This is a genomic window from Lactobacillus fornicalis (assembly GCF_055362665.1).
Genome location: NZ_JBLTIM010000017.1, coordinates 87,889 through 110,376, shown reverse-complemented (window position 1 = coordinate 110,376; position 22,488 = coordinate 87,889). Strand labels below are relative to the sequence as shown.

Annotated in this window: 22 protein-coding genes, 1 tRNA gene and 1 riboswitch; of the genes, 21 read left to right on the top strand and 2 right to left on the bottom strand. The window is 34.1% G+C overall.

Going from position 1 to position 22,488, the window contains the following annotated elements:
- Positions 1–54: 54 nt before the first annotated feature.
- From ACNDLV_RS05080 to ACNDLV_RS05060, 5 genes are all read left to right on the top strand, one after another.
- Positions 55–627, top strand: coding sequence for a hypothetical protein (locus tag ACNDLV_RS05080; protein WP_006585934.1), 573 nt, complete (start codon positions 55–57; stop codon positions 625–627).
- Positions 627–1,088, top strand: a complete 462-nt coding sequence (gene greA / locus ACNDLV_RS05075) for a transcription elongation factor GreA (protein ID WP_006585933.1) — start codon at positions 627–629, stop codon at positions 1,086–1,088. The genes ACNDLV_RS05080 and greA overlap by 1 nt, the downstream gene beginning before the upstream one ends.
- A 102-nt stretch (positions 1,089–1,190) precedes the next feature.
- Positions 1,191–2,501: a Y-family DNA polymerase gene (locus ACNDLV_RS05070; RefSeq protein ID WP_006585932.1), complete on the top strand. Its 1,311-nt coding sequence runs from the start codon at positions 1,191–1,193 to the stop codon at positions 2,499–2,501.
- The gene (locus ACNDLV_RS05065; protein ID WP_022091084.1) at positions 2,494–2,850 is read left to right on the top strand and encodes a hypothetical protein; all 357 of its coding nucleotides are present in this window, start codon (positions 2,494–2,496) and stop codon (positions 2,848–2,850) included. Before ACNDLV_RS05070 ends, ACNDLV_RS05065 begins: the two co-directional genes overlap by 8 nt.
- A gap of 74 nt (positions 2,851–2,924) precedes the next feature.
- Positions 2,925–3,587, top strand: coding sequence for a CPBP family glutamic-type intramembrane protease (locus ACNDLV_RS05060; protein ID WP_006587625.1), 663 nt, complete (start codon positions 2,925–2,927; stop codon positions 3,585–3,587).
- Between the two features lie 34 nt (positions 3,588–3,621).
- Here ACNDLV_RS05060 and ACNDLV_RS05055 read toward each other — a convergent pair.
- Positions 3,622–3,692, bottom strand: a tRNA-Gly gene (locus ACNDLV_RS05055).
- A 113-nt stretch (positions 3,693–3,805) separates the two neighbouring features.
- Between ACNDLV_RS05055 and trpS the strand changes: the two genes are divergently transcribed.
- The 13 genes from trpS (at position 3,806) to ACNDLV_RS04990 (ending at position 18,180) form a co-directional block, all read left to right on the top strand.
- Entirely contained in the window at positions 3,806–4,828 is a 1,023-nt protein-coding gene (gene trpS / locus ACNDLV_RS05050; RefSeq protein ID WP_006585929.1) for a tryptophan--tRNA ligase, read from the top strand.
- Positions 4,829–4,841: 13 nt separating this feature from the next.
- Complete coding sequence (locus ACNDLV_RS05045; RefSeq protein WP_006585928.1) at positions 4,842–5,324, top strand: ComE operon protein 2; 483 nt, start codon at positions 4,842–4,844, stop codon at positions 5,322–5,324.
- A complete protein-coding gene (locus ACNDLV_RS05040) occupies positions 5,314–5,850 on the top strand; it encodes a hypothetical protein (protein ID WP_006585927.1) in 537 nt (178 codons plus the stop codon). Before ACNDLV_RS05045 ends, ACNDLV_RS05040 begins: the two co-directional genes overlap by 11 nt.
- Positions 5,851–5,904: 54 nt before the next feature.
- Positions 5,905–6,068: riboswitch (M-box (ykoK) riboswitch) on the top strand.
- A gap of 71 nt (positions 6,069–6,139) precedes the next feature.
- Positions 6,140–8,824 (top strand): magnesium-translocating P-type ATPase, encoded by a 2,685-nt coding sequence (mgtA, locus tag ACNDLV_RS05035; protein WP_022091082.1) that lies wholly within the window; start codon positions 6,140–6,142, stop codon positions 8,822–8,824.
- Between the two features lie 90 nt (positions 8,825–8,914).
- Complete coding sequence (gene metG, locus ACNDLV_RS05030) at positions 8,915–10,903, top strand: methionine--tRNA ligase (RefSeq protein ID WP_006585925.1); 1,989 nt, start codon at positions 8,915–8,917, stop codon at positions 10,901–10,903.
- The gene (locus ACNDLV_RS05025; protein WP_006585924.1) at positions 10,903–11,673 is read left to right on the top strand and encodes a TatD family hydrolase; all 771 of its coding nucleotides are present in this window, start codon (positions 10,903–10,905) and stop codon (positions 11,671–11,673) included. The genes metG and ACNDLV_RS05025 overlap by 1 nt, the downstream gene beginning before the upstream one ends.
- A complete protein-coding gene (gene rnmV, locus ACNDLV_RS05020) occupies positions 11,660–12,223 on the top strand; it encodes a ribonuclease M5 (protein ID WP_006585923.1) in 564 nt (187 codons plus the stop codon). The genes ACNDLV_RS05025 and rnmV overlap by 14 nt, the downstream gene beginning before the upstream one ends.
- Complete coding sequence (rsmA, locus tag ACNDLV_RS05015; protein ID WP_006585922.1) at positions 12,213–13,094, top strand: 16S rRNA (adenine(1518)-N(6)/adenine(1519)-N(6))-dimethyltransferase RsmA; 882 nt, start codon at positions 12,213–12,215, stop codon at positions 13,092–13,094. The genes rnmV and rsmA overlap by 11 nt, the downstream gene beginning before the upstream one ends.
- A gap of 69 nt (positions 13,095–13,163) precedes the next feature.
- Entirely contained in the window at positions 13,164–13,397 is a 234-nt protein-coding gene (locus ACNDLV_RS05010; RefSeq protein WP_006585921.1) for a Veg family protein, read from the top strand.
- 124 nt (positions 13,398–13,521) lie between these two features.
- Positions 13,522–14,349, top strand: a complete 828-nt coding sequence (gene purR / locus ACNDLV_RS05005) for a pur operon repressor (protein WP_006585920.1) — start codon at positions 13,522–13,524, stop codon at positions 14,347–14,349.
- Positions 14,350–14,393: 44 nt separating this feature from the next.
- Positions 14,394–15,779 carry a bifunctional UDP-N-acetylglucosamine diphosphorylase/glucosamine-1-phosphate N-acetyltransferase GlmU gene (glmU, locus tag ACNDLV_RS05000; RefSeq protein WP_006585919.1) on the top strand — a complete coding sequence of 462 codons (1,386 nt, stop codon included), beginning with the start codon at positions 14,394–14,396 and terminating at the stop codon, positions 15,777–15,779.
- Between the two features lie 15 nt (positions 15,780–15,794).
- The gene (locus ACNDLV_RS04995; RefSeq protein ID WP_006585918.1) at positions 15,795–17,132 is read left to right on the top strand and encodes a CitMHS family transporter; all 1,338 of its coding nucleotides are present in this window, start codon (positions 15,795–15,797) and stop codon (positions 17,130–17,132) included.
- An 82-nt stretch (positions 17,133–17,214) separates the two neighbouring features.
- Positions 17,215–18,180 carry a ribose-phosphate diphosphokinase gene (locus ACNDLV_RS04990; RefSeq protein ID WP_006587629.1) on the top strand — a complete coding sequence of 322 codons (966 nt, stop codon included), beginning with the start codon at positions 17,215–17,217 and terminating at the stop codon, positions 18,178–18,180.
- Positions 18,181–18,207: 27 nt separating this feature from the next.
- On the opposite strand, the gene ACNDLV_RS04985 is transcribed toward ACNDLV_RS04990, so the two are convergent.
- The gene (locus tag ACNDLV_RS04985) at positions 18,208–19,584 is read right to left on the bottom strand and encodes an HD domain-containing protein (RefSeq protein WP_006587630.1); all 1,377 of its coding nucleotides are present in this window, start codon (positions 19,582–19,584) and stop codon (positions 18,208–18,210) included.
- A 115-nt stretch (positions 19,585–19,699) separates the two neighbouring features.
- Here ACNDLV_RS04985 and ACNDLV_RS04980 point away from each other — a divergent pair, with 115 nt between their 5' ends.
- The 3 genes from ACNDLV_RS04980 to pyrG all read left to right on the top strand — a co-directional run bounded on the left by ACNDLV_RS04980 (position 19,700) and on the right by pyrG (position 22,465).
- The gene (locus tag ACNDLV_RS04980; protein WP_022091081.1) at positions 19,700–20,107 is read left to right on the top strand and encodes a DUF1934 family protein; all 408 of its coding nucleotides are present in this window, start codon (positions 19,700–19,702) and stop codon (positions 20,105–20,107) included.
- 47 nt (positions 20,108–20,154) lie between these two features.
- Positions 20,155–20,703, top strand: a complete 549-nt coding sequence (rpoE, locus tag ACNDLV_RS04975) for a DNA-directed RNA polymerase subunit delta (protein ID WP_006585914.1) — start codon at positions 20,155–20,157, stop codon at positions 20,701–20,703.
- Between the two features lie 142 nt (positions 20,704–20,845).
- Positions 20,846–22,465 carry a CTP synthase gene (gene pyrG, locus ACNDLV_RS04970; RefSeq protein WP_022091080.1) on the top strand — a complete coding sequence of 540 codons (1,620 nt, stop codon included), beginning with the start codon at positions 20,846–20,848 and terminating at the stop codon, positions 22,463–22,465.
- Positions 22,466–22,488: the final 23 nt, after the last annotated feature.

Sequence of the window (22,488 nt, the reverse complement as noted above, 5' to 3'; positions counted from 1 at the left end):
CAAACTATTTTACAGTCTCGCTTTATAATAAGACTTAGAAAAAGAGGTAGTATTATGTATAAAAAAATAATTACTTCAATAGCATTATTGTTAGTTTTTGCAGGAGCTATAACAGGATGTACACAAAAGAAATCCACCCAGTCTTCTGCTAAACAAAGTCAAGTTGTAAAGAAACATCATAAAAAGGCGAAAAAATCTAAGAAGTCTAAAAAAACAAATTCAACGAATATAGATGAAACTGAAAGCCAAAGTAGTTCAAATAGTACCATTTCTTCTAATGCAAATGTGACTAATAATCAAACTACTAGTAATACTAATAGTCAAAGTAAAACTAATTCTCAAGGTTCAGTAAACAATAATCAAACGAATTCTGGTAAAGTAGTAACTAATTCAAATAGTACTGAATCACTTGCTAGCGCAGCTGTGAATGATTGGCTTAAACGTGGGGGATATCCGGCTAGTTTTACTGATAATGACTTAGTAGCTTATATTTCTTCTGCATCAAATGAAACTCAGATTTCTGTAGCTGAAAAAGCTAGTGGTCATATTGTGGCTAATTATGTAGAAAAAGCAAATGGCTTATATTACTATGATGTTGTTAATAATAGGCTAGTTAAGGTGAATTAATGGTTTATTTTCAAAAAATGACTCCTCAAGGCTATAAATTGATTGAGGAGGAAATTGCAAATTTAAAGAAGAAGCGTCCAATAAAAATTAAGGCACTTCAAGAAGCAAGAAGCTTAGGCGATTTATCTGAAAACAGTGAATATACAGAGGCTAAGAAAGAGTTGCGTCATCTTGAGAGTAGACTTCGCTATTTAGATAAACAATTAAAATATGCCGAAATCATAACTCCTAATGATGATAAAAAAGTTGATTTGGGCAAAAAAGTTAAGTTACGCTTTGAAGATGATGAAACAAGTGATACGTATGAAATTGTAGGAAGATTGGAAGCAAATTTAGAAGCTGGTAAAATTTCTTTTGATTCTCCATTGGGTGCAGCTATCATGAAAAAAGAAGCTGGCACCTGCGTTACTGTCGAGGCACCTGCAGGTTCATATGAAGTTACAATTGAAGATGTTTTATAAGATCAAGTTTTAACTTGATCTTTTTTGTTATAAAAAGATTGCTTTTTTAATAAAACTGTGTAGATTATATTTACAAACTTATGTTTGCAAAGGAGAAAGCGAATGTATGATTATAGATATGAACCACACAGATTAATATTTATGATTGATAATAAGTCTTTTTATGCTAGTTGTGAATGCTTACGTTTGGGATTAAATCCAATGACAACAGCTTTAGCTGTTCTTTCTCGTCAACCAGATAGTGATGAGAAATCTAGTTTAATCATGGCTGCTTCTCCTTTAGCTAAGAAAAAATATGGCTTGACAAATGTTATGAGGGCGAGAGATTTGCCACCTAAATCTCAAAGAAAAGATTTAATTTTAGTAGAACCACATATGAATTTGTATATTCAAAAAAGCATGGAAGTGTTAAATATTTTTCGAAAATATGCAGCTGAAGAAGATATTCATATCTACTCTATTGATGAAAGTATGATTGATATGACTAGATCATGGCACTTGTTTGGGACTGATCCATATTTAGTTGGGCGAGGAATTCAAAAAGAAATTAGAGAAAAACTAGGTTTGTATACCACATGTGGTATAGGAGAGAATCCGCTTCTTGCCAAATTAGCTATGGATATTGAGGCCAAAAAAAGATGGTCAATGATTGCGTTTTGGCATTATATTGATGTCCCTGATACAATTTGGCAAATAAAGAATTTAGAAGATGTTTGGGGAATTAATAAGTCAACAGCTATACGGCTTAAAAAATTGGGAATTAATGATATGAATGAGTTGGCTCATTGTAATCCTGAAAAATTAAAATCTGAATTTGGAATAATTGGTGAGCAACTTTTTGCGATGAGTTGGGGTGTTGATCGGAGTATCATTAGTCAAAAATATCATCCTGAACACAAGAGTGTAGGTAATTCACAGGTTTTGATGCGGGACTATTTAGAACAACGTGAAATTGAGATTGTAATTAGAGAAATAGCGGAACAAGTAGCTGCTAGAATTAGAAAAAGAAAGTTGCTTACTAGCCATATTTCATTGCATATGGGCTTTTCAAAATTTAAAAATAAAAAAAGAACTGGAATTAATGCAAGTAAAAAGATTATCGCAACGAATGATAATTTAGTTTTAACTGCAGAGTTGAGGGGATTGTTTCGAAAATTCTGGAAAGGTGAAGCAGTTAGGACGATTAGTATTGCTTATTCAGATTTATTACCAGATACAGAGCAGCAACTTGATTTGTTTGTGGATTCTACTACACAAATGAAACACAAAAATTGTGATTATATTATTGATTCCCTTAGAGAGAAATATGGTCTTGCTAGTTTAGTTAAAGCTTCCAGTCTTTTACCAGGAGCAACTTCGATTAAGAGAGCTAATTTAGTTGGTGGTCATAATGGTGGATCTAGTTATGAGTAACGATAAGCTGATATATGATTTTTTTAAAAATTATCAAGATAGAGGGATGAAAAAATGGACAGGCTTTTTGTTAAGTGATCATACAGCTCAAATAGCTAAAAGCCAAAAATCTGAAAGTAATTCTTTAAAAAGTAGTCTAAAATTAGAAGAAATAAAAGCAATCCTATCTACCGCCATTCTTGAAGGAAAAATAGTTCAAGTCCAAGTAAAGGCAGTTGATTTAGATGGGGTTCCTTTACCTGAAATTAGAGGCCATGTTGAAGCTTGGGATGATAATCAAGTAGTTATTAATCGGCAAATAATTAATTTATCAGAAATAAATTATCTAGAGATTGTTAAAGAACTGTAATCAGATATTAGCGTAATGTAGACCAATTTTTGTTATAATTTAACAAGATATGGTTTAGGATAGGAGTGTGGCACTTGAATTCGCCAAAATCTGTACAAGGAAATCTGATTAGATATACAGTCTATATTGTGGGATATTTAATGGTTGTTGGAGCTAAAGAGCTCTGCGCCAATAGTTCGCCATTACATATTTGGGATTTAATTTTATTTGCTATTGTAACTATTATGACTTTGTTGTTATTTGTGTATCGCTTCAAAAGAGAACAACGATATTTTGAAAGAGTAAATAAAGTAAACTTATTAGATAATATTAAAGTAACTCTTTTCTTATCATTTTTTGTTTTCTTTTTACGTGGACTGATATCTTATTTACAAGTTATTCATTATCTAAACTCCTATACATTTCAATTAACATATGCTAAACATGAATCAGTTTCTATGTTTTGGTTTTTAATTTTGTCTCAAGGTTTAGTATTACCATTTTTACAAGTTTTTTTAGCTGAAGGATTCATGTTTAATTATTTATTCAGAGATAATGTGGGGTCAGTTGCAATCTTTGGTATAGTATTTTCAGGTTTGGCATTTAGTTTTTTAAATTTTCAGCTGAATGCTCCTATATTTTTGCTAGATATGATTTTTGGTGTGGTTTTTGCTTGGGCATATTTGTATAGTCAGAATATTGTTATGCCTCTTTATTTAGCAATACTTAATGGATTATTGATGGTAATATTAATATAAAAAAAGGAATTCCGTTAGGAATTCCTTTTTATTAAGCGGATAGCGTGAATCGAACCCGCATCCCCAGCTTGGGAAGCTGGTGTTTTACCATTAAACTATACCCGCAAGTACATGATTAAGTTTATCATGAATAATTTCTTTATCCAAGAGAAAATTATTATCTATGTTAAAATGAAGGTATTAATTTCAAAAAGCTTTTTAATTTTAAGGAGAAAAATATGACTAAAGAAGTACTTTTAACCGGCGATCGGCCAACCGGGCGGTTACATATAGGTCACTATATAGGTTCATTGAAAAATCGGGTAATCTTACAAAACGAAGGTAAATATAATCCCTACATTATGATTGCTGATACACAAGCAATGACAGATAATGCTCGTAATCCTGAAAAAATCCGTAATAGCTTAATTGAAGTAGCTCTTGATTATCTAGCAGTAGGTATAGATCCTGAAAAATCAACTATTTTTGTACAATCACAAATTCCTGCTTTATTTGAATTGACTGCTTATTATTTAGATTTAGTTACTGTAGCAAGATTAGAAAGAAATCCAACTGTTAAAACAGAAATCAAGCAAAAGAACTTTAACGAAAGTATTCCAGCAGGCTTTTTGACATATCCTGTTTCTCAAGCAGCTGATATTACAGCTTTTAAAGCAACAGTAATTCCTGTCGGGGATGATCAAGAACCGATGATGGAACAAACAAGAGAAATTGTTAGAACCTTTAATCGTTTATATAATACAGATATTTTAAAAGAACCTAAGGGTTACTTCCCACCTAAGGGGCAAGGTAGATTACCAGGTCTTGATGGAAACGCCAAGATGAGTAAATCATTAGGTAATGCAATTTATTTAGCTGATGATGCAAAGACCTTAACTAAAAAAGTAATGTCAATGTATACTGATCCAAATCATATTCATGTGGAAGATCCTGGACAAGTTGAAGGAAATACCGTTTTCACTTATTTAGATGTATTTTGTTCAGATAAAGAAAAGGTGCAAGACCTTAAAGAGCAATATCAAAAAGGTGGATTAGGGGATGTTAAAATCAAACGTTTCTTGAATGAAGTTTTGGAAGCTGAACTTGCCCCAATTAGAGAACGTAGAGAAAAATTTGCTCAAGATACAGATGCAGTCTATGAAATGCTTTTAGAAGGTTCAAGAAAAGCTAATGAAGTTGCTAATGAAACTTTACAAGAAGTTCGTGATGCAATTGGATTAAATTATTTCAAGAATAGATAGGAGTTAAAGCTTTATGTCACGGAATCGAATCCCATGGAATCAATATTTTATGATGCAAGCACTAGTAATTAGTCAACGTTCGACTTGTAATCGTGCTTTAGTTGGCAGTGTACTAGTCAAAGATAAAAGAATTATTGGTACAGGATATAACGGTTCGGTAACGGGACAAGAACATTGTGATGATGTGGGGCATCAAATGGTGGATGGACACTGCATACGTACGATTCATTCAGAAATGAATACATTGATTCAATGTGCCAAAAATGGCGTTTCAACTTTAGATACAGAAATATATGTAACTCATTTTCCTTGCTACAATTGCACCAAAGCTTTGATTCAAGCTGGTATTAAAAAAGTAAATTACTTTTTTGACTATCATGATAATCCATTGGCAGTAGAACTATTGAAAAAGACAGGTGTTGAAGTCAATCAAATTAAGTTAGATTCTAGCTACGCTCAAAATTTAGTTGAGGAAATTGCTGAAAATGAAAATTAAGCACCTGATTCTTATTTTATTAATCTGCTTTCCAATCATAACAGCTTTTAAGTCTGATGAAATGACTATTGGACAATTAGTCCAAAATCAAAATCAGCTGTATAAGCAAAAAAATATTGAAGCTAAAATTAAAATAGTTAATAGGCGACCAGTGAAGGTGGATTCAAAAGAAATTTATCTTTTATTTGAATATGGGAAGAAAAGTAATAATGTGCAATTATACATTGGTAAAAAATGGCAAAAAGTTATTACCACTAGTATAAAAGCTAATTTATTGACTAGTCAGGCAGAATTATTAAAGTCAACTAATAAAAAGCAAGTTACTCGCGGAATAAAGCAATTATTGCGGGCGATTTTTACTTTGATTGATCAAAATCAAAGAATTACAAGTCAAGTTGATTTATCGCAAAATGATTTAGAAAAAATACTAAAACCAAGAAGTCTAACACTACCGGTAGCTATTATGTTTGGTTTGATATTTATGGGTGGTGCATATCTTTACCAAAAATTTATATTTAAGAGATAATTCTTGACGCCTTCTAAAGAGTGAGTTTATACTCAACATGTAATTTTAATACAGCAAATGAACTGTTAGGTGAGACTCCTACGTGAACACACGCTATCGCCCAGGAACATCCAGAGATGCCAACGGGTCAAACAGGTATTGTCGAGTTAAGGCACTATCCAGATAGCTAGCATGTGCTTACGTCACGTAGTGTTAAAACTGAACGATTGGTTATAACGCAGCCTTTTTGAGAGCCCTCCTTTTGGTGGGCTCTTTTTGTTTGTTTGCTCAAAAAAGAGGAGGGGTTTTGATGATTAAAATCAAAAAGAAAACTGTAAGTAATGCAACTAATCGCAAATTATTGCAGGAAGTTGCAACGGAAGAATTGACCACCACTTTTGAGCGATTTAAAAGTTCCAATAAAGGATTAAGTACATCCCAAGCGGAACAAATGCGTGCAAAATATGGCAAAAATGAAATTGCTAAAGATGAGCATAATACTAAAGCTCACTTCTTATTTGAAGCTTTTATGACTCCGTTTACGGTAGTATTACTCATTTTGGCCACATTATCTTTATTTACTAACTACATTTTTGTTCCAGCTAGTGATAAAGATTTAAGTACGGTAATTATTATGATTACTATGGTTTTGATATCAGGGCTGACAAGTTTTATTCAAAATGTAAAAACTAATGATGCTGTTCAATCTTTGCTAAAAATGGTTTCTGTTACTACCAATATTTGTCGAGATGGCAAAGATCAAGAGCTAGCAACAAGTGAAGTTGTTCCAGGAGATATTATTAATTTGGCAGCAGGGGATATGGTTCCAGCTGATATGAAATTAATAAAGAGTAAGGATTTATTTTGTTCTTCTAGCTCATTAAATGGTGAATCTAATCCTGTTGAAAAAATTGCTGGCCAAAAGCCTACTAAAAATCAATTGAATGAATATATTGATTATCCTAATGTGGTTTATGAAGGAACAACAATTGTTTCTGGTTCTGGGACAGGGATTGTGTTTGCGACAGGGAGCCAAACTGTTTTTGGAAAATTAGCTAGGCAAATTTCTCAAACTAAAATTAAGCAAACTAGTTTTGATACTGGAATTAAAGATATTTCTAAGTTATTAATTACAATGACTGCAGTCATTGCACCGTTAGTTTTTGTGATTAATGGCTTAACTAAAGGAAATTGGTTAGATGCGTTGATTTTTGCTATAGCAACTGCAGTAGGATTAACGCCAGAAATGCTACCAGTTATTGTTACTAGTAATTTGGTCAAGGGTTCAGTGGAAATGTCTAAACATGGCACAATTGTCAAAAAGATGAATTCGATTCAAAATTTTGGATCAGCTGATATTTTATGTACTGATAAAACTGGAACTTTGACACAAGATAAGGTAGTTTTAGAGCGACACTACGATCTAAATATGATTGAAAAACCTAAAGTTTTAGAATTGTCTTATTTGAATAGCTTTTATCAAACAGGGATGAAAGACTTAATTGATAAGGCTGTTATTGATGCAGCTGAAAATGAACTTAATACAAAGAAAATTAAGCAAGACTATGAAAAAATTGATGAAATTCCGTTTGACTTTAGGCGGCGACGCATGAGTGTTGTCGTTCAAAATCAAGCTGGTGAGCATTTACTTGTTACTAAAGGTGCAGCTGAAGAAATGCTGGAGGCAAGTAGTTTTGTTGAAGTTAATGGGCAGCGTTTGCCTTTAACCAAAGAACAAGAAGATAAAGTTTTGGCCAATATTAACGATATGAATAATGACGGCCTCCGTGTTATTTTACTTGGATATAAGAAAAATCCAGCACCAGTTGGTGAATTTTCTGTAGAAGATGAATCAGAATTAACAATTGTTGGCTTTTTGGCTTTTCTTGATCCACCAAAAGAAACTGCAAAAGAAGCATTACATCATCTCAAAGAAGATGGTATTACTGTTAAAATTTTGACAGGAGATAATGCGGCTGTAACTAGAGCAGTAGGGAAGCAGGTTGGATTAGATATTTCAAAAATATATTCTGGTAATGAGTTGGAAGGAAAAACAGATGCTGAATTAAGCAAGATGGTTGAAGAAAGTGATATTTTTGTAAAACTGTCACCAGAATTAAAAACTAAAATCATTGAGATTTTAAAAAAAGATGGACATACAGTTGGTTATATGGGAGATGGAATTAATGACGCTCCAGCAATGAAGGCAGCAGATGTTTCTATTTCCGTTGATACTGCAGTTGATATTGCCAAAGAAAGTGCTGACATTATCTTACTTCATAAGGATCTAAGAATTTTGGAAAATGGAGTAAGAATTGGACGGAAGATTTTTGGTAATACTATGAAATATATTAAGATTACTCTTTCTTCTAATTTCGGAAATATTTTATCAATTCTAGTAGCATCTAGTTTCTTACCATTCTTGCCAATGTTACCACTGCAGTTATTAATTTTGGACTTGCTGTATGGGACTAGTTGCTTGGCAATTCCATTTGATAAGATGGATGCAGAATATCTTTCACAACCAAGAACTTGGTCAACTAAAAAATTACCTAAATTTATGTTTTACTTTGGACCAACTTCATCTGTTTTTGACATTATTACTTTTGCCTTGCTTTACTTTGTAGTTTGTCCAAGTGTGGCAGGAGGTAGTTTTACTAGTTTGAATATGGCAGGACAAGCAGTTTTCATCGCTGTTTTCCATACTGGCTGGTTTATTGAATCTCTTTGGACACAAGAAATGGTTATCCATGCTTTAAGAGATCAACGTTTGCCATTAATTAAGCAGCGAGCAACAGCGCCAGTTATGCTTGCAACTTTTGGAGCTGCTGTTATCGGAAGCTATTTGCCATATTCACGCATAGCAACTAGTTTGAAATTTGGCCCAATGCCCGGTACATTTATTGAAATGGTATTTGTTTTATTAGTGTTTTATATTTTATTAACAACTTTAGTTAAGAGACTTTATCTCAGAAAAGAAAAATTTTTGATTTAATCTGTTACAATATAAGGGATTCTCATTTAGGGAGCAATCCCTTTTTGTATGGTGTATTATTGAAATATAAACTTGAAAGAGAGACAATTTATGGCTGACAAAAAAACTTTTTATATTACTACTCCAATTTATTATCCATCAGGTCGGTTAACTATCGGTAATGCTTACACTACAATTGCAGCTGATAGTATGGCTCGTTACAAGCGCAGCCAAGGCTATGAAACTTTCTTTTTAACTGGAACTGATGAACATGGTTTAAAGATTGAACAAAAAGCAGAAAAAGCTGGCATTAAGCCACAAGAATATGTGGATGGAATGGCCAAGCAATACAAAGAACTTTGGAAAAAGCTTGATATTTCTTACGATAAATTTATTAGGACTAGTGATCCAGAACATGTGAAAGCTGTTCAAGCGATTTTTGAAAAGCTACTAAAACAAGGTGATATTTACTTAGGTGAATACACTGGTTGGTACAGCGTTGAAGATGAAGAATACTTTACTGAATCACAATTAAAAGAAGTCTTTAAAGATGATAATGGTAAAGTAATTGGCGGAATTGCCCCATCAGGTCACAAAGTACAACTTGTTAAAGAACCATCATACTTCTTTAGAATGAGTAAATACGCAGACCGCTTACTTAAGTACTACCAAGACCATCCTGAATTTATCTTGCCACACTCACGTGAAAAGGAAATGGTTAATAACTTTATCAAACCAGGTCTTGAAGACTTATCAGTTACTAGAACTACGATTGACTGGGGAATTCCTGTACCTAGTGACCCTAAGCACGTGGTCTATGTTTGGATTGATGCTTTATCAAACTATATTACTGCTTTGGGTTATGGTAGCGATGACGATAGCTTGTTCAAGAAGTTCTGGCCAGCTGATGTTCATTTAGTTGGTAAGGAAATTGTACGTTTCCACACTATTTACTGGCCAATTATGTTGATGGCACTTGATTTACCACTTCCAAAGCAAATTTTTGGTCATGGCTGGGTTTTGATTTACAAGGACAAGATGAGTAAGTCGAAGGGTAACGCTGTTTATCCAGAATCAATTGTTGACCGTTTTGGCTTAGATGCTTTGCGTTACTACTTAATGCGAGCAATTCCATTCGGTAGTGATGGTAGTTTCTCACCAGAAGACTTCGTGGAAAGAGTTAACTTCGATTTGGCTAATGACTTAGGTAATTTATTGAATAGAACTGTTTCAATGATTAACCAATATCAAGCTGGACTTGTGTCTAAGCCAGGTAGTCAAGATGATTTAGGTAATAATTTAGCTAAATTTGCTGATGAAACAATTGCTGAGTATCAAAAGCAAATGGACGCGCTTCACTTCTCACAAGCACTTGATGCCATTTGGAAATTTGTGGGCCGTGCTAATAAATACATTGATGAAACTACTCCTTGGGTATTGAACAAAGAAGGCAAGACTGAAGAATTAGCTCGGGTAATGGCTAACTTAGCTGAAAGTTTACGCTTAATTGCTATTATGATTAGCCCAATTATGACTGAAAGTCCAGCCCAGATTTTTGAACAATTAGGTTTGAACTTCGAAGAGGCTGATCAAAAGGCTCTTAAATTTGGAGAATTTGCTTGGAATATTAAAGTTACTGACAAGCCAGCACCAATTTTCCCTAGAAGAAAAAAGGATGAAGAAGTTGCATACATTAAGGCAGAAATGGCTAAGGCAGTAAGTAAGAAGCAAACTAGAAGTGAAAAGAAAGCCAAAGAAATGGAAGCAGAAAAAAATTACATTTCAATTGATGACTTTGATAAAGTAGAAATTAAAGTTGGACAAGTCTTGAGCGTAGAAGCAGTTGAAGGATCAAGTAAATTGCTTAAGTTCCAAATGGACTTTGGTGATGAAAAGCGTCAAATCTTGTCAGGGATGCGCAAATTCTACCCAGACTTTGAAGAATTAGTAGGCAAAAAGATCTTAGCTGTTACTAACCTTAAACCTCGGAAGATGATGGGGATGGAAAGCCAAGGAATGCTCTTATCAAGTGAAAAGGGTAAGAAGGTTAAACTGGCAATTGTTGGTGAAGAACACGACTTAGGGGCATTATTAGGTTAATGGAGATTTTTGACGCACACACTCATTTGAATGACACCCCCTTTAGGGGCAAAGAAGCAGTTTATTTGCAAAGGGCACAAGATTTACATGTGACGAAAATGGCTTGTGTTGGACAAGATTTAGAATATAATAAGCGCGCATTAGATTTGGCTAATAAATATGACAATGTCTATGCGATTGTTGGCTATTGCCCTGATGTTGCTAAAGACTACTGTCAAGAATGGGAAGATTTACTAATTCAGCAATTAAAGCAACCAAAAGTGGTAGCTTTAGGTGAAATTGGACTTGATTATTACTGGGATGAATCACCACGTGATGTTCAAAAAACAGTTTTTCAAAGACAAATTGAAATTGCGCATGATTTGAAATTGCCGGTCAATATTCATACTAGGGATGCTTTTAAGGATTGTTATGAAATTTTGAGCAATAGCAATCTTGAATATGGAGCAGTTTTACATAGTTATAATGGTGGCCCTAAGTGGACTAAAAAATTTTTAGAATTAGATAATGTAACTTTTTCATTTTCAGGAGTGGCGTCATTTACGAAAGCCCAAGATGTTCATGCAAGTGTGAAATTAGTGCCACTTGATCGTTTAGTCGTTGAAACAGATGCGCCTTATTTAACTCCTAAGCCATACCGTGGTAAGCAAAATGAACCTGCTTATGTTTATTATGTTGCTAAGGCAATCAGTGAATTGAAAGAAGTTAGTTTAGAGCAAGTAGCTGAAGCTACTTATCGGAATACGGTGACAGCTTATGCAATTAAATAAAAAGAACTTTGATGCAGTTGTAGTCGTTGAAGGAAAAGATGATACTGCTCGATTAAAACAATTTTTCCCTGGAATAGAAACGATAGAAACTAATGGATCGGCAGTAAGTACTGAAACCTTGGCCTTAATAAAAAAGGTGGCACAAAAGCGAGAGATAATTGTTTTTACTGATCCTGACTTTAATGGAGAACGAATCAGAAAGATTGTGACATGTGCAGTTCCAACTGCTAAACAAGCTTTTATAACAAGAAAAGAAGCAGAACCCGAGTTTAGTGGAAGTTTGGGTGTTGAACATGCAACTAAAGAGGCACTTGAGCGAGCTTTAGTTGAGCTGCATGAAGGTGCAAAAACTAGTGATTTAACTTTTGATGAATATCGTAGTTTGGGTTTAGCTACCAGTCTGCGTTCACGTAAATTACGAGAAGCTGTTGGAATTAAATTGGGCATTGGCTATGCAAATGGTAAGCAATTTTATAAGCGTTTGGTTATGTTTGGCATTGGCTTTTCTGAATTAAAACAAACAGTAAGTGAGGTTGAAAATGGCAAATAATTTACCAATTTGTGATCCTGTTAGAACTAAAGCGATAATGAATCGTTATTTAGGATTTGCAAAGAAAAATTTGGGACAGAACTTTTTAATTAGTTTGAATAAAATTAATGATATTTTAGATGCTGCAGAAATTAAAAGTGATGATCAAGTTTTAGAAATTGGACCTGGAATTGGTTCTTTGACAGAGCAAATGCTTTTGAGAGGCGCTAAAGTTTTGGCTTATGAAATTGATCAAGATTTACCAGAAATTTTGCATAATGAATTGCCTCAAAAAGTTGAAAATAAGCACTTAGATGATGTATTTAAACTGGTAATGAAAGATATTTTAAAAGCGGATTTTAAGGAAGATATTGGCGACTTCTTTGATTTGAATAAGCCAATTAAAGTTGTGGCTAATTTACCATATTACATTACAACTCCTATTATTTTTGCTTTAGCTAAAAGCGATTTAGCTTTTGAAAGTCTGACTTTGATGATGCAAAAAGAAGTAGCTGAAAGGCTATGTGCAAGTAGTGGTAATAAGGAGTATGGCCCTTTAACTATCTTCGTTCAAACACAAATGGCTGTGAAAATGGCTGTGATGGTAGATCATACAAACTTTAATCCACAGCCAAAAGTTGATTCAGCAGTTGTTGTTCTTAAACCACTTGCAAAAAAAGTTGATGTTGGTGACACTGAAAATTTTGAACATGTGGTAAAGATGTGTTTTTCACAAAGAAGAAAGACATTGAATAATAATTTGAAGTCTTTAGTAAAAAATGGTGAAGAACGTAAAAACTTATTACAAATGCTAGATTTACCTGAGAAGGCTCGACCAGAGGAATTGACAATTGGTCAATTTATTAGCTTAGCTAAAGCATTGAAAGCTTAATAATTGACTACTTTGTTGAAAAAATCACAAATTTGTGATACACTATGTTTCACAAAGGAGTGTTTTCTAGTGCCAACATCAATCGTATCAATCAAGAAGTCATTAGATTCACATGTAGGTGAGAATCTAACTGTTGTAGCCCAAGCGGGTAGAAAAAAGGTAACTAAAAGAAAAGGTATCTTGAAAAGCACCTTTCCTGCTGTATTTGTAGTTGATCTTGATCAAAACCAAAATAGTTTTGAAAGAGTATCATACAGTTATACAGATTTGTTAACTAAAAATATTGAATTAAAATTTGAATAGTATATAATAAAAAATTGTTTTTTACGAACAATCACTGGTGTTTTTTATAAAACACTAGTGATTTTTTGTTGTCATTAATGTATATTATAAATTGATTATTTACAAACATTAGAAAGGAATAACCATGAAACGTTCAGAAAGACTGGTTGATATGACCAAATATCTTTTGGCTCGTCCGCATACGCTTATTTCATTGCCTTTTTTTGCTAAGCGTTATGGCTCTGCCAAATCATCAATTTCAGAAGATTTATCAATTCTCAAGCATACTTTAGCTGCTAATGAAGACGGTGTACTAGAAACTGTTGCTGGTGCAGCTGGAGGAGTACGTTATATTCCATTTTTGGGTAAGAAACATTCTGAAGCATATTTAAAGGAATTAGCTGACAGAATTGAAGATACCGAACGAATTTTGCCAGGTGGTTTTGTATATTTGTCTGATGTTTTAGGCTCACCTAGCGATATGCAAAGAATTGGTGAAATGGTTGCAACACATTATGCTTATAAAAATATTACTGCAGTTATGACTATTGAAACTAAAGGGATACCTTTAGCTGAAGCAGTATCTAGATTTTTGAATGTTCCGTTTGTAACGGCCCGCAAGAGAGGTAAAGTTACTGAAGGTGCAACTGTATCTGTTAACTACTTATCTTCTTCATCTTCTCGTGTTGCCAAAATGGAATTGCCAACTAAGGTTTTGCCAAAAGGTTCAAATGTCTTAATCATTGATGATTTTATGAAGGGCGGAGGCACTTTAACTGGTATGGAAGGCTTAGTTCGTGAATTCGATTCTACAGTTGGTGGAATTTGTGTGCTTTGTGAAACTACTCATGCCGATAAGATGGTTGATGATTATCTCTCTTTAGTAAAAATTGATGAGATTGATACTGAGAAGAGAGTTATTAAAACATCTCTTGGTAATTTCTTAGAGAAAACTGATTTTAATCGCTTCTAAAATGGTATACTAGACCCTATAAGTATGCGAAAGGGATTAAGTTTATGAAAAAATTTGTAGTTGTTTTAGCTGCTGGTAAAGGTACCAGAATGAAGTCAAAGCTTTATAAGGTTTTGCATAAAGTTTGTGGTAAAACGATGGTTGAACATGTCGTTGAAGCTGCTAATGGTATGAAACCTGAAAAGATTGTGACAATAGTAGGTACTGGAGCAGAAGATGTAAAAGAAGTTTTAGCGGGTAAGAGTGATTTTGCCTTTCAAGAAAAGCAACTTGGTACAGGTCACGCTGTTCTTACTGCTGCCCCTATCTTAGAAAACGAAAATGGTGCAACTTTAGTAGTTACTGGAGATACGCCATTATTTACAACGGAAACTTTTGAAAACTTATTCAATTATCATCAAGAAAAAGAAAATGCAGCAACAGTATTAACTGCTGAAGCACCTAATCCATTTGGATATGGACGCATTATTCGTGATGAACAGGGCAATGTTTTGCGAATAGTTGAGCAAAAAGACGGAAAGCCTGAAGAACTTAAAGTTAAAGAAATTAATACAGGCGTATTTTGTTTTGATAATAAGAAACTTTTCGCTGCATTAAAGAAAGTTACTAACGATAACGCTCAAGGTGAATATTATTTAACAGATGTTTTAGAAATTTTGCGTAATAGTGGTGAAAGAGTTGGTGCCTACAAGATGCCTGACTTTAGCCAAAGTTTGGGTGTTAATGATCGAATTGCGCTTGCGAACGCTTCAAAAATTATGCAAAAGAGAATTAATGAAGAACATATGCGTAATGGTGTAACTTTCATTGATCCTGCGACTGCTTATATTGATAGCGATGTTAAAATTGGTAATGATACTATTATCGAGGGAAACGTTGTTATTAAAGGAAAAACAACTATTGGTAGTGAATGTGTAATTACTAGTGGTTCAAGAATTGTTGATTCTGAAATCGGAAATAATGTAACTGTTACATCTTCAACAATTCAAGAAGCAATTATGCATGATAATACTGATATTGGACCAAATTCACATCTTCGACCAAAAGCTGAAATAATGTCAGGCGCTCATATAGGTAACTTTGTTGAAATTAAGAAGGCTACAATTGGTGAAAACACTAAAGTGGGGCATTTAACTTATATTGGTGATGCTACTTTAGGTAAGGATATCAATGTAGGCTGTGGGGTAATCTTTTCAAATTACGATGGCGTTAAGAAATTCCATTCAACAATTGGGGATCATGCCTTTATTGGCGCGGGTTCAACAATTATTAATCCAATTACTGTTGCTGATCACTCATTTATTGCGGCTGATTCAACAATTACTAAAGATGTTAATCGCTATGAAATGGCAATTGCTCGGGGTCGCCAAGTAAATAAAGAAGATTATTGGCATAAATTGCCACTTGCTCAGGATAAAGACTGGCAATAATAAGGAGAATTAAATATGAACACCACATTGATGGCGTTTCTTGGTTTAGCCATGATAGTCACTTTCATGGCTTTAATTATGGCTAAGAAGTTAAGCGCTTTTACGAGTTTAGTGATTGTCCCAATTTTATTTGGGGTTTTAGCAGGATATGGCTTCTTTGATACATTAACATATGCAATGGCAGGGATTAAATCAGTTGCCTCAACCTTTGCAATGATGACTTTTGCAATTTTATATTTTGGAATCATGTTACTAACAGGATTATTTGATCCAATGGTTGATAAAGTTGTCAAATGGGTAAAAGGTGACCCTCTAAAAGTTTTAGTTGGAACAGCTATTTTGTCTGCTTTCGTTTCACTAGATGGTGATGGAACAACTACGGTTATGATTGTATGTACCGCTATGATTCCAATTTTTAATCGCTTAAAAATCAAAAAGATCTATCTCGCAACGTTAATTATTTTAACTAATGGAGTAATGAATTTGATTCCATGGGGTGGACCTACTGCGAGAGTAATGACAGTAATGCACCTTGATGCTAATCAAATTTTGCCACCACTTTTACCAGGGATGATTATTTCAATCATTTATACTATTGGAGTAGCTTATTATTTAGGAAAAAAGGAACGTAAACGGTTGGGTGTCCAAGAAAATGTAGAACATGTTGTAGAGCATTATGAATCTGAAGATGAAGAAGAAGGTCTAAAAAGGCCAAGGTTAATTTGGTTTAATTTGATTTTGACAATTGCCTTAGTAGTCGCTTTAGTATTAGGCAAAGCTGATAGTGCAATTTTATTTGGATTTGGAGTGGCAATTGCTTTAGCAATAAATTATCCAAAGAATAAGATGCAAAGACATGTGATTAGTTTATTGGCTCCTGAAATGATTAGTGTAGTCATTATGGTTTTAGGTGCTGGAGTCTTAATGGGAGTCTTAAATGGTCCAGTAAATGCCAAAGGTGAATACGTTTCTGGAATGTCACATGCAATTGCTGTTGTATTAACTCAAATGATTCCAAGTTCTCTTGGTAAGTACTTTGCGATTATCATTGCCTTTATTTCAGCTCCTGGGACTTATTTGTTGAACAATGATGCCTTTTACTATGGAGTATTGCCACCGCTTGCGGCTACAGCCAAAGCATATGGATTCAGCAATTTACAAATTGGCTTTGCTTCTTTAATGGGGCAAGCTTTCCACTTCCTCAGCCCATTAGTTCCATTTATTTACTTGTTAATGGATAAAACTGAAATTACTTTAGGTGAATATCAAAGTTATATTTTCCGTTGGTGTATCGGAATATTTATTTGCTTTATGGCAATTGGGCTTATTTTGGGGTATTTACCAATTCTTTAATAAAAAAGACAAGCTTTCCTTTGAGCTTGTCTTTTATTTTGCTAAAATAGAAGATGATAGTGTTATTTTATGGAGGATTAAAATGTCTTACAAAGACGATATTAAACTTTTTGCGCTCAACTCAAATACCCCATTAGCTCAAAAGATTGCTGATAGAATAGGGGTACCCCTTGCTAAGTCTAGTGTACAACGCTTTAGCGATGGAGAAATTCAAATTAATATTGATGAATCCGTTCGTGGTAAGGATGTTTACCTAATTCAGTCAACAAGCGCTCCAGTTAATGACAATTTGATGGAACTTTTAATTATGATTGATGCTGTTAAGCGAGCAAGTGCTCGAGCAATTAATATTGTATTGCCATACTATGGCTATGCAAGACAAGATAGAAAAACTCGTGCTCGTGAACCAATTACTGCTAAATTAGTTGCTAATATGCTTGAAGCAGCAGGTGCGACGAGAATTTTGTCACTTGATTTACATGCACCACAAATTCAAGGATTCTTTGATATTCCAGTTGACAATTTAATGGGGGCCCCTTTATTAGCCGATTATTTCTTGTCTAATCATTTGGAAAAAGGTGCAGTTGTTGTTTCACCAGATCATGGTGGTGTTACCCGTGCAAGAAAATTAGCTGAATTTTTGAAAGCTCCAATTGCCATTGTAGATAAACGTCGACCAAAAGCTAATGTTGCAGAAGTTATGAATATTATTGGTGATGTTAGTGGAAAACGAGCAATTATCATTGATGATATGATTGATACAGCAGGTACTATTACATTAGCAGCACAAGCTTTAATTGATGCAGGTGCTACAGAAGTATATGCTAGTGCAACGCATGCAGTTCTTTCTGGTCCAGCAATTGATCGTCTTAACAATTCTAAAATTAAAAATTTAGTTTTAACAGATTCAATTAATCAACCTGAAGAAAAGAAAATTGATAAATTGCAATTAGTTTCAGTTGGGCCACTTATGGGTGATGCAATCAAGTTAATTGAACAGCATCAACCTGTTAGTCCATTATTTAATACTCGTTATCGTGAAAATTAAAAAAGGACGGTGTTAGCCGTCTTTTTTTTATTGATTATTAAGATTATTTTTTCTAGTTGGCTTTCTCTGATATCGAAGGGCACCATTTTTTACGTATTTTTGAAATTCTTGGTAAAGCGGATCAAAAATTTGCGGTTCATCATTTTGTGATAGCATAACTTTCGGAAAAAAGAAATTTTCGCTTCCCTGAATAGTTCCGTTGAGTGCTTTTACTAATGGGCTCAATTCAGATAGTTCAATTAAAGTTCCGTCATCTTGCATTATTTCAATTTGACTATGAGCGTTTTTTCCACTTGGTTTATATGCATCATACGGTTCATCGAAAGCACTAGTCAAAGCAGTATAGTAATTAGGATCAAATCCAGCTTCTTTGATATAATTTTTTAATTTTGGTACTAGATTACGGGTCTCTTGGTCAACACTACAGCTAGCAAAAGGTTTTCTGAATAGATATCGACTTGCTAAATCTGCTAAAATTTCATCGCCTGATTCTCGCCAAATAGAAAAATTGGTTTCCATTACACCATCATCAAGGTTTAGATAATCTTTTAAAGTCCAATTATTATCTAAAAACTTTTGTAAACTTGGTGTAACTAACAAATTACTGTTTTTATAAACGTATTTTGCTCTTTCTAGTAATTTGTTCAAAACAACCTCTAGGGAACGATTTATTCGATGGAAATATACTTGTTGATACATTTGATAACGACTAACAATGTAGTCTTCAACTGCATGCATTCCATTATTAGTAAAACAAATTCCTCCAGAATATGGGCGAATAACGCGTAATAAGCGTTCAATATCGAAACTACCATATGTCACGCCGGTAAAGTAGGCATCTCTTTGAAGATAATCCATTCGGTCAGCGTCAGCTTGACTTGATATCATTTTAACTACTTGAGGATTAGGATATGTTTTAGCTATAACACTGGCAACAGCTTCTGGAAAAGTAGGTGCTACTTTTGATAAAATTTGATTAATTTCAGTAGACTTATCAGTAATAATTTGAGTACCTATCTTTTCATGGTTAGTTCCAAAAAGATGTTCAAAAGTATGAGAATATGGGCCGTGTCCAATATCATGTAATAATGCAGCACATTCTGCTACTAGATTTTCGTTTTCATTCCATAGACCGTCGTTTGGTTTGGTAGATGGGTATTGTTTACTGAATATCTCGCAAATTCGACGAGTTAATTCATAAACGCCCAAGTTATGTTCAAAACGAGTATGATTCGCTCCTGGAAAAACATAACTTGTTGGACCAAGTTGTTTAATACGTCGTAAGCGTTGAAATTCTTTAGAATTAATTAAATCTAAAATAACTTTATCTTCGATATGAATGTACCCATGGACAGGATCACGCAATTCGACGGGGTGGGGTAATTTTTTACTTTGAAAAAACATATATCTTCCCTTCATTTTATTTAATTTTTGAAGAAAAATTCGGTAAAATGTATACAGTTAAAATTATAGCAAAGAAAACGTTTGAGATGTGAATTATCAGAGATTGAGGGGTATTTTGAAAGAAGTAGACTTAAAATTTAAAAGTACAATTACTCAAGAACAAGATTCGGAAAGCTTCCAAAAGATTGCAAAAGCACAAGTTGAGGAGCTGAAAGATGGTTGGCGCTTAAAGTATTTAGAGGATAACCAAATTCCTGTTAAGATTTTACTAAAAAAACAAAAGCAAACGCTTATAATTAATCGTGGAGTAGTTCCAAGTAATTATTCATTAATTAAGTTGGAACTAGGGGAAAAGCGTGGTTGCAAATATGTAGTAAATAATCGCCAAATGGACTTAATTAGTGAAACTAAATTTCTAAAAGTTACTAAATATGGTGGTAGAACCAAAGTTCAAGTTGAATATGACCTGTTTAGTGGGCTATACTTAATAGGTAACTATGCAGTCACATTGATTTTTTCTTAAGAGATGCGTAAAATAGAAAAGATGCTATAAAGAGAGGACGTTTAACTGTGGGTTTAGCTGATTTTGAAGGTAAGAAACGCGAAGAACTTTCATTAATTGAAGTAGCACGTGCTATTCTAGAAGACCACGGCAAGCGCATGGCCTTTGCCGATATTGTAAATGCTGTTCAAGAATACTTAGGTACTAGTGACGAAGAAATTCGTGAACGTTTACCACAATTTTATACTGATATGAATACTGATGGTGAATTTATCTCAATGGGGGATAATGTATGGGCACTTCGTTCATGGTTCCCATATGAATCTGTTGATGAAGAAGTTAACCACCCTGAAGATGAAGATGACGAACCACGTAAAAAGCATCATAGAAAAGTTAATGCATTTATTGCAAGCAGTGATGATGATGATATTATCGACTACGATTCTGATGATCCAGAAGATGATGATTTGGATACAGAAGATGACGATAATGCAGATGACTTTGATGCTACAGATGACGATGATTTTGATGATGCAGATGACGATGATGAATTACCAGATGGTATTGAAGGTCAATTATCAGAATTAGATGATGAAGATGACGAAGATGATGAGTAATTAGACTTGACTCTTTGCCAGTAAGTCTTTATTATTTTATCTGGGCCCCTTAATGGGCACTTACTAATGATATTTATTAGCCCCCTTCGTAGAAGGGAGCTTTTTTGTTTTTTACTTAAAGTTTTATAAGGAGAGCTACTTGATGACTAAATATGTATTCGTAACCGGTGGTGTTGTTTCTTCATTAGGTAAGGGTATTGTCGCTTCGTCTTTAGGACGTTTATTGAAAAATCGTGGCTTGAAAGTCACTATGCAAAAATTCGATCCATATATCAACATTGATCCAGGTACTATGAATCCATATCAACATGGTGAAGTTTTTGTTACTGATGATGGTACTGAAGCTGATTTGGATTTAGGTCACTATGAAAGATTTGTTGATGTGCGGACTAGCAAGTATTCGAATGTAACAACTGGTAAGATTTATTCTGAAGTTTTGAAAAAAGAACGTCGGGGCGATTACCAAGGTGCTACTGTTCAAGTAATTCCACATATCACTAACATGATTAAAGAAAAAATCATGAGAGCTGGTCAAACAACTGATTCTGATGTAGTTATTTCAGAAATTGGTGGTACAGTTGGTGATATTGAATCAACACCATTCATGGAAGCAATTCGTCAAATGAAACGTGAAGTTGGTGCTGATAATGTTATGTATATTCACGTAACTTTAGTACCATATCTTCATGCTGCTCATGAAATGAAAACTAAGCCAACTCAACACTCAGTTGCTACTTTAAGAAGTATTGGTATTCAACCTAATATGTTGGTTTTGCGTGCTGAAAAAGAAGTAGGACAAGAACTTAAAAATAAGATTGCTAACTTTACAGATGTCCCAGTTGAAGCAATTATGGAATCAATTGATGCACCATCATTATTTGACATACCTTTGAACTTCCAAAAGCAAGGTATGGATCAACTGGTTTGTGATCACTTCAAATTAACTTCTCCTAAGAGTGAAGCTGATATGGAAGAATGGGTTAAGCTAGAAAAGCGTTCTACTAGCCTTAAATACAAGACTAAGATTACTTTAGTGGGTAAATATGTAGAACTAGAAGATGCTTATATTTCAGTTACAGAAGCTTTAAAACATGCAGGTTACCTTTACAATAGTGAAATCGAAATCAATAAAGTTCAAGCAGAAGATATTACTGAAGATAATATTGCTGACTTTATGAAAGATTCTGATGGATTAATTGTGCCAGGTGGATTTGGTTTACGTGGGCTTGAAGGAATGATTACAGCTATCAAGTATGCACGTGAAAATGATATTCCTTTCCTTGGAATCTGTCTTGGAATGCAAATGGCAACTGTGGAATTTGCTCGTGATGTTTTAGGCTATAAAGATGCTAATACAACAGAAGCAGATCCTGAAACTAAGAATAATATTATTGATTTAATGGCTGATCAAGAAGGCCAAGATACAATTGGTGGTACTTTGCGTTTAGGTCTATATCCTGCTCGCCTCAAGAAGGGTACTAAGACTTATAAAGCATATGATGAACAAGAAGTAATTCAAGACCGTCACCGTCACCGTTACGAATTTAATAATAAGTACCGTGAAGAGTTTGAAAAGCATGGTATGATCTTTAGTGGAGTTTCTCCAGATAATCATTTAGTTGAAATCGTTGAAATCCCTGATAAAAAATTCTTTATTGCGGCACAATACCACCCAGAATTCTTATCTCGTCCTCATAAACCAGAGGGCCTTTTCAAGGCGTTTATTGGCGCAGCTAGTGGCTTGGAAGAAGATAAGTTTTAATTGTAAAATACAAAATTCTTAAA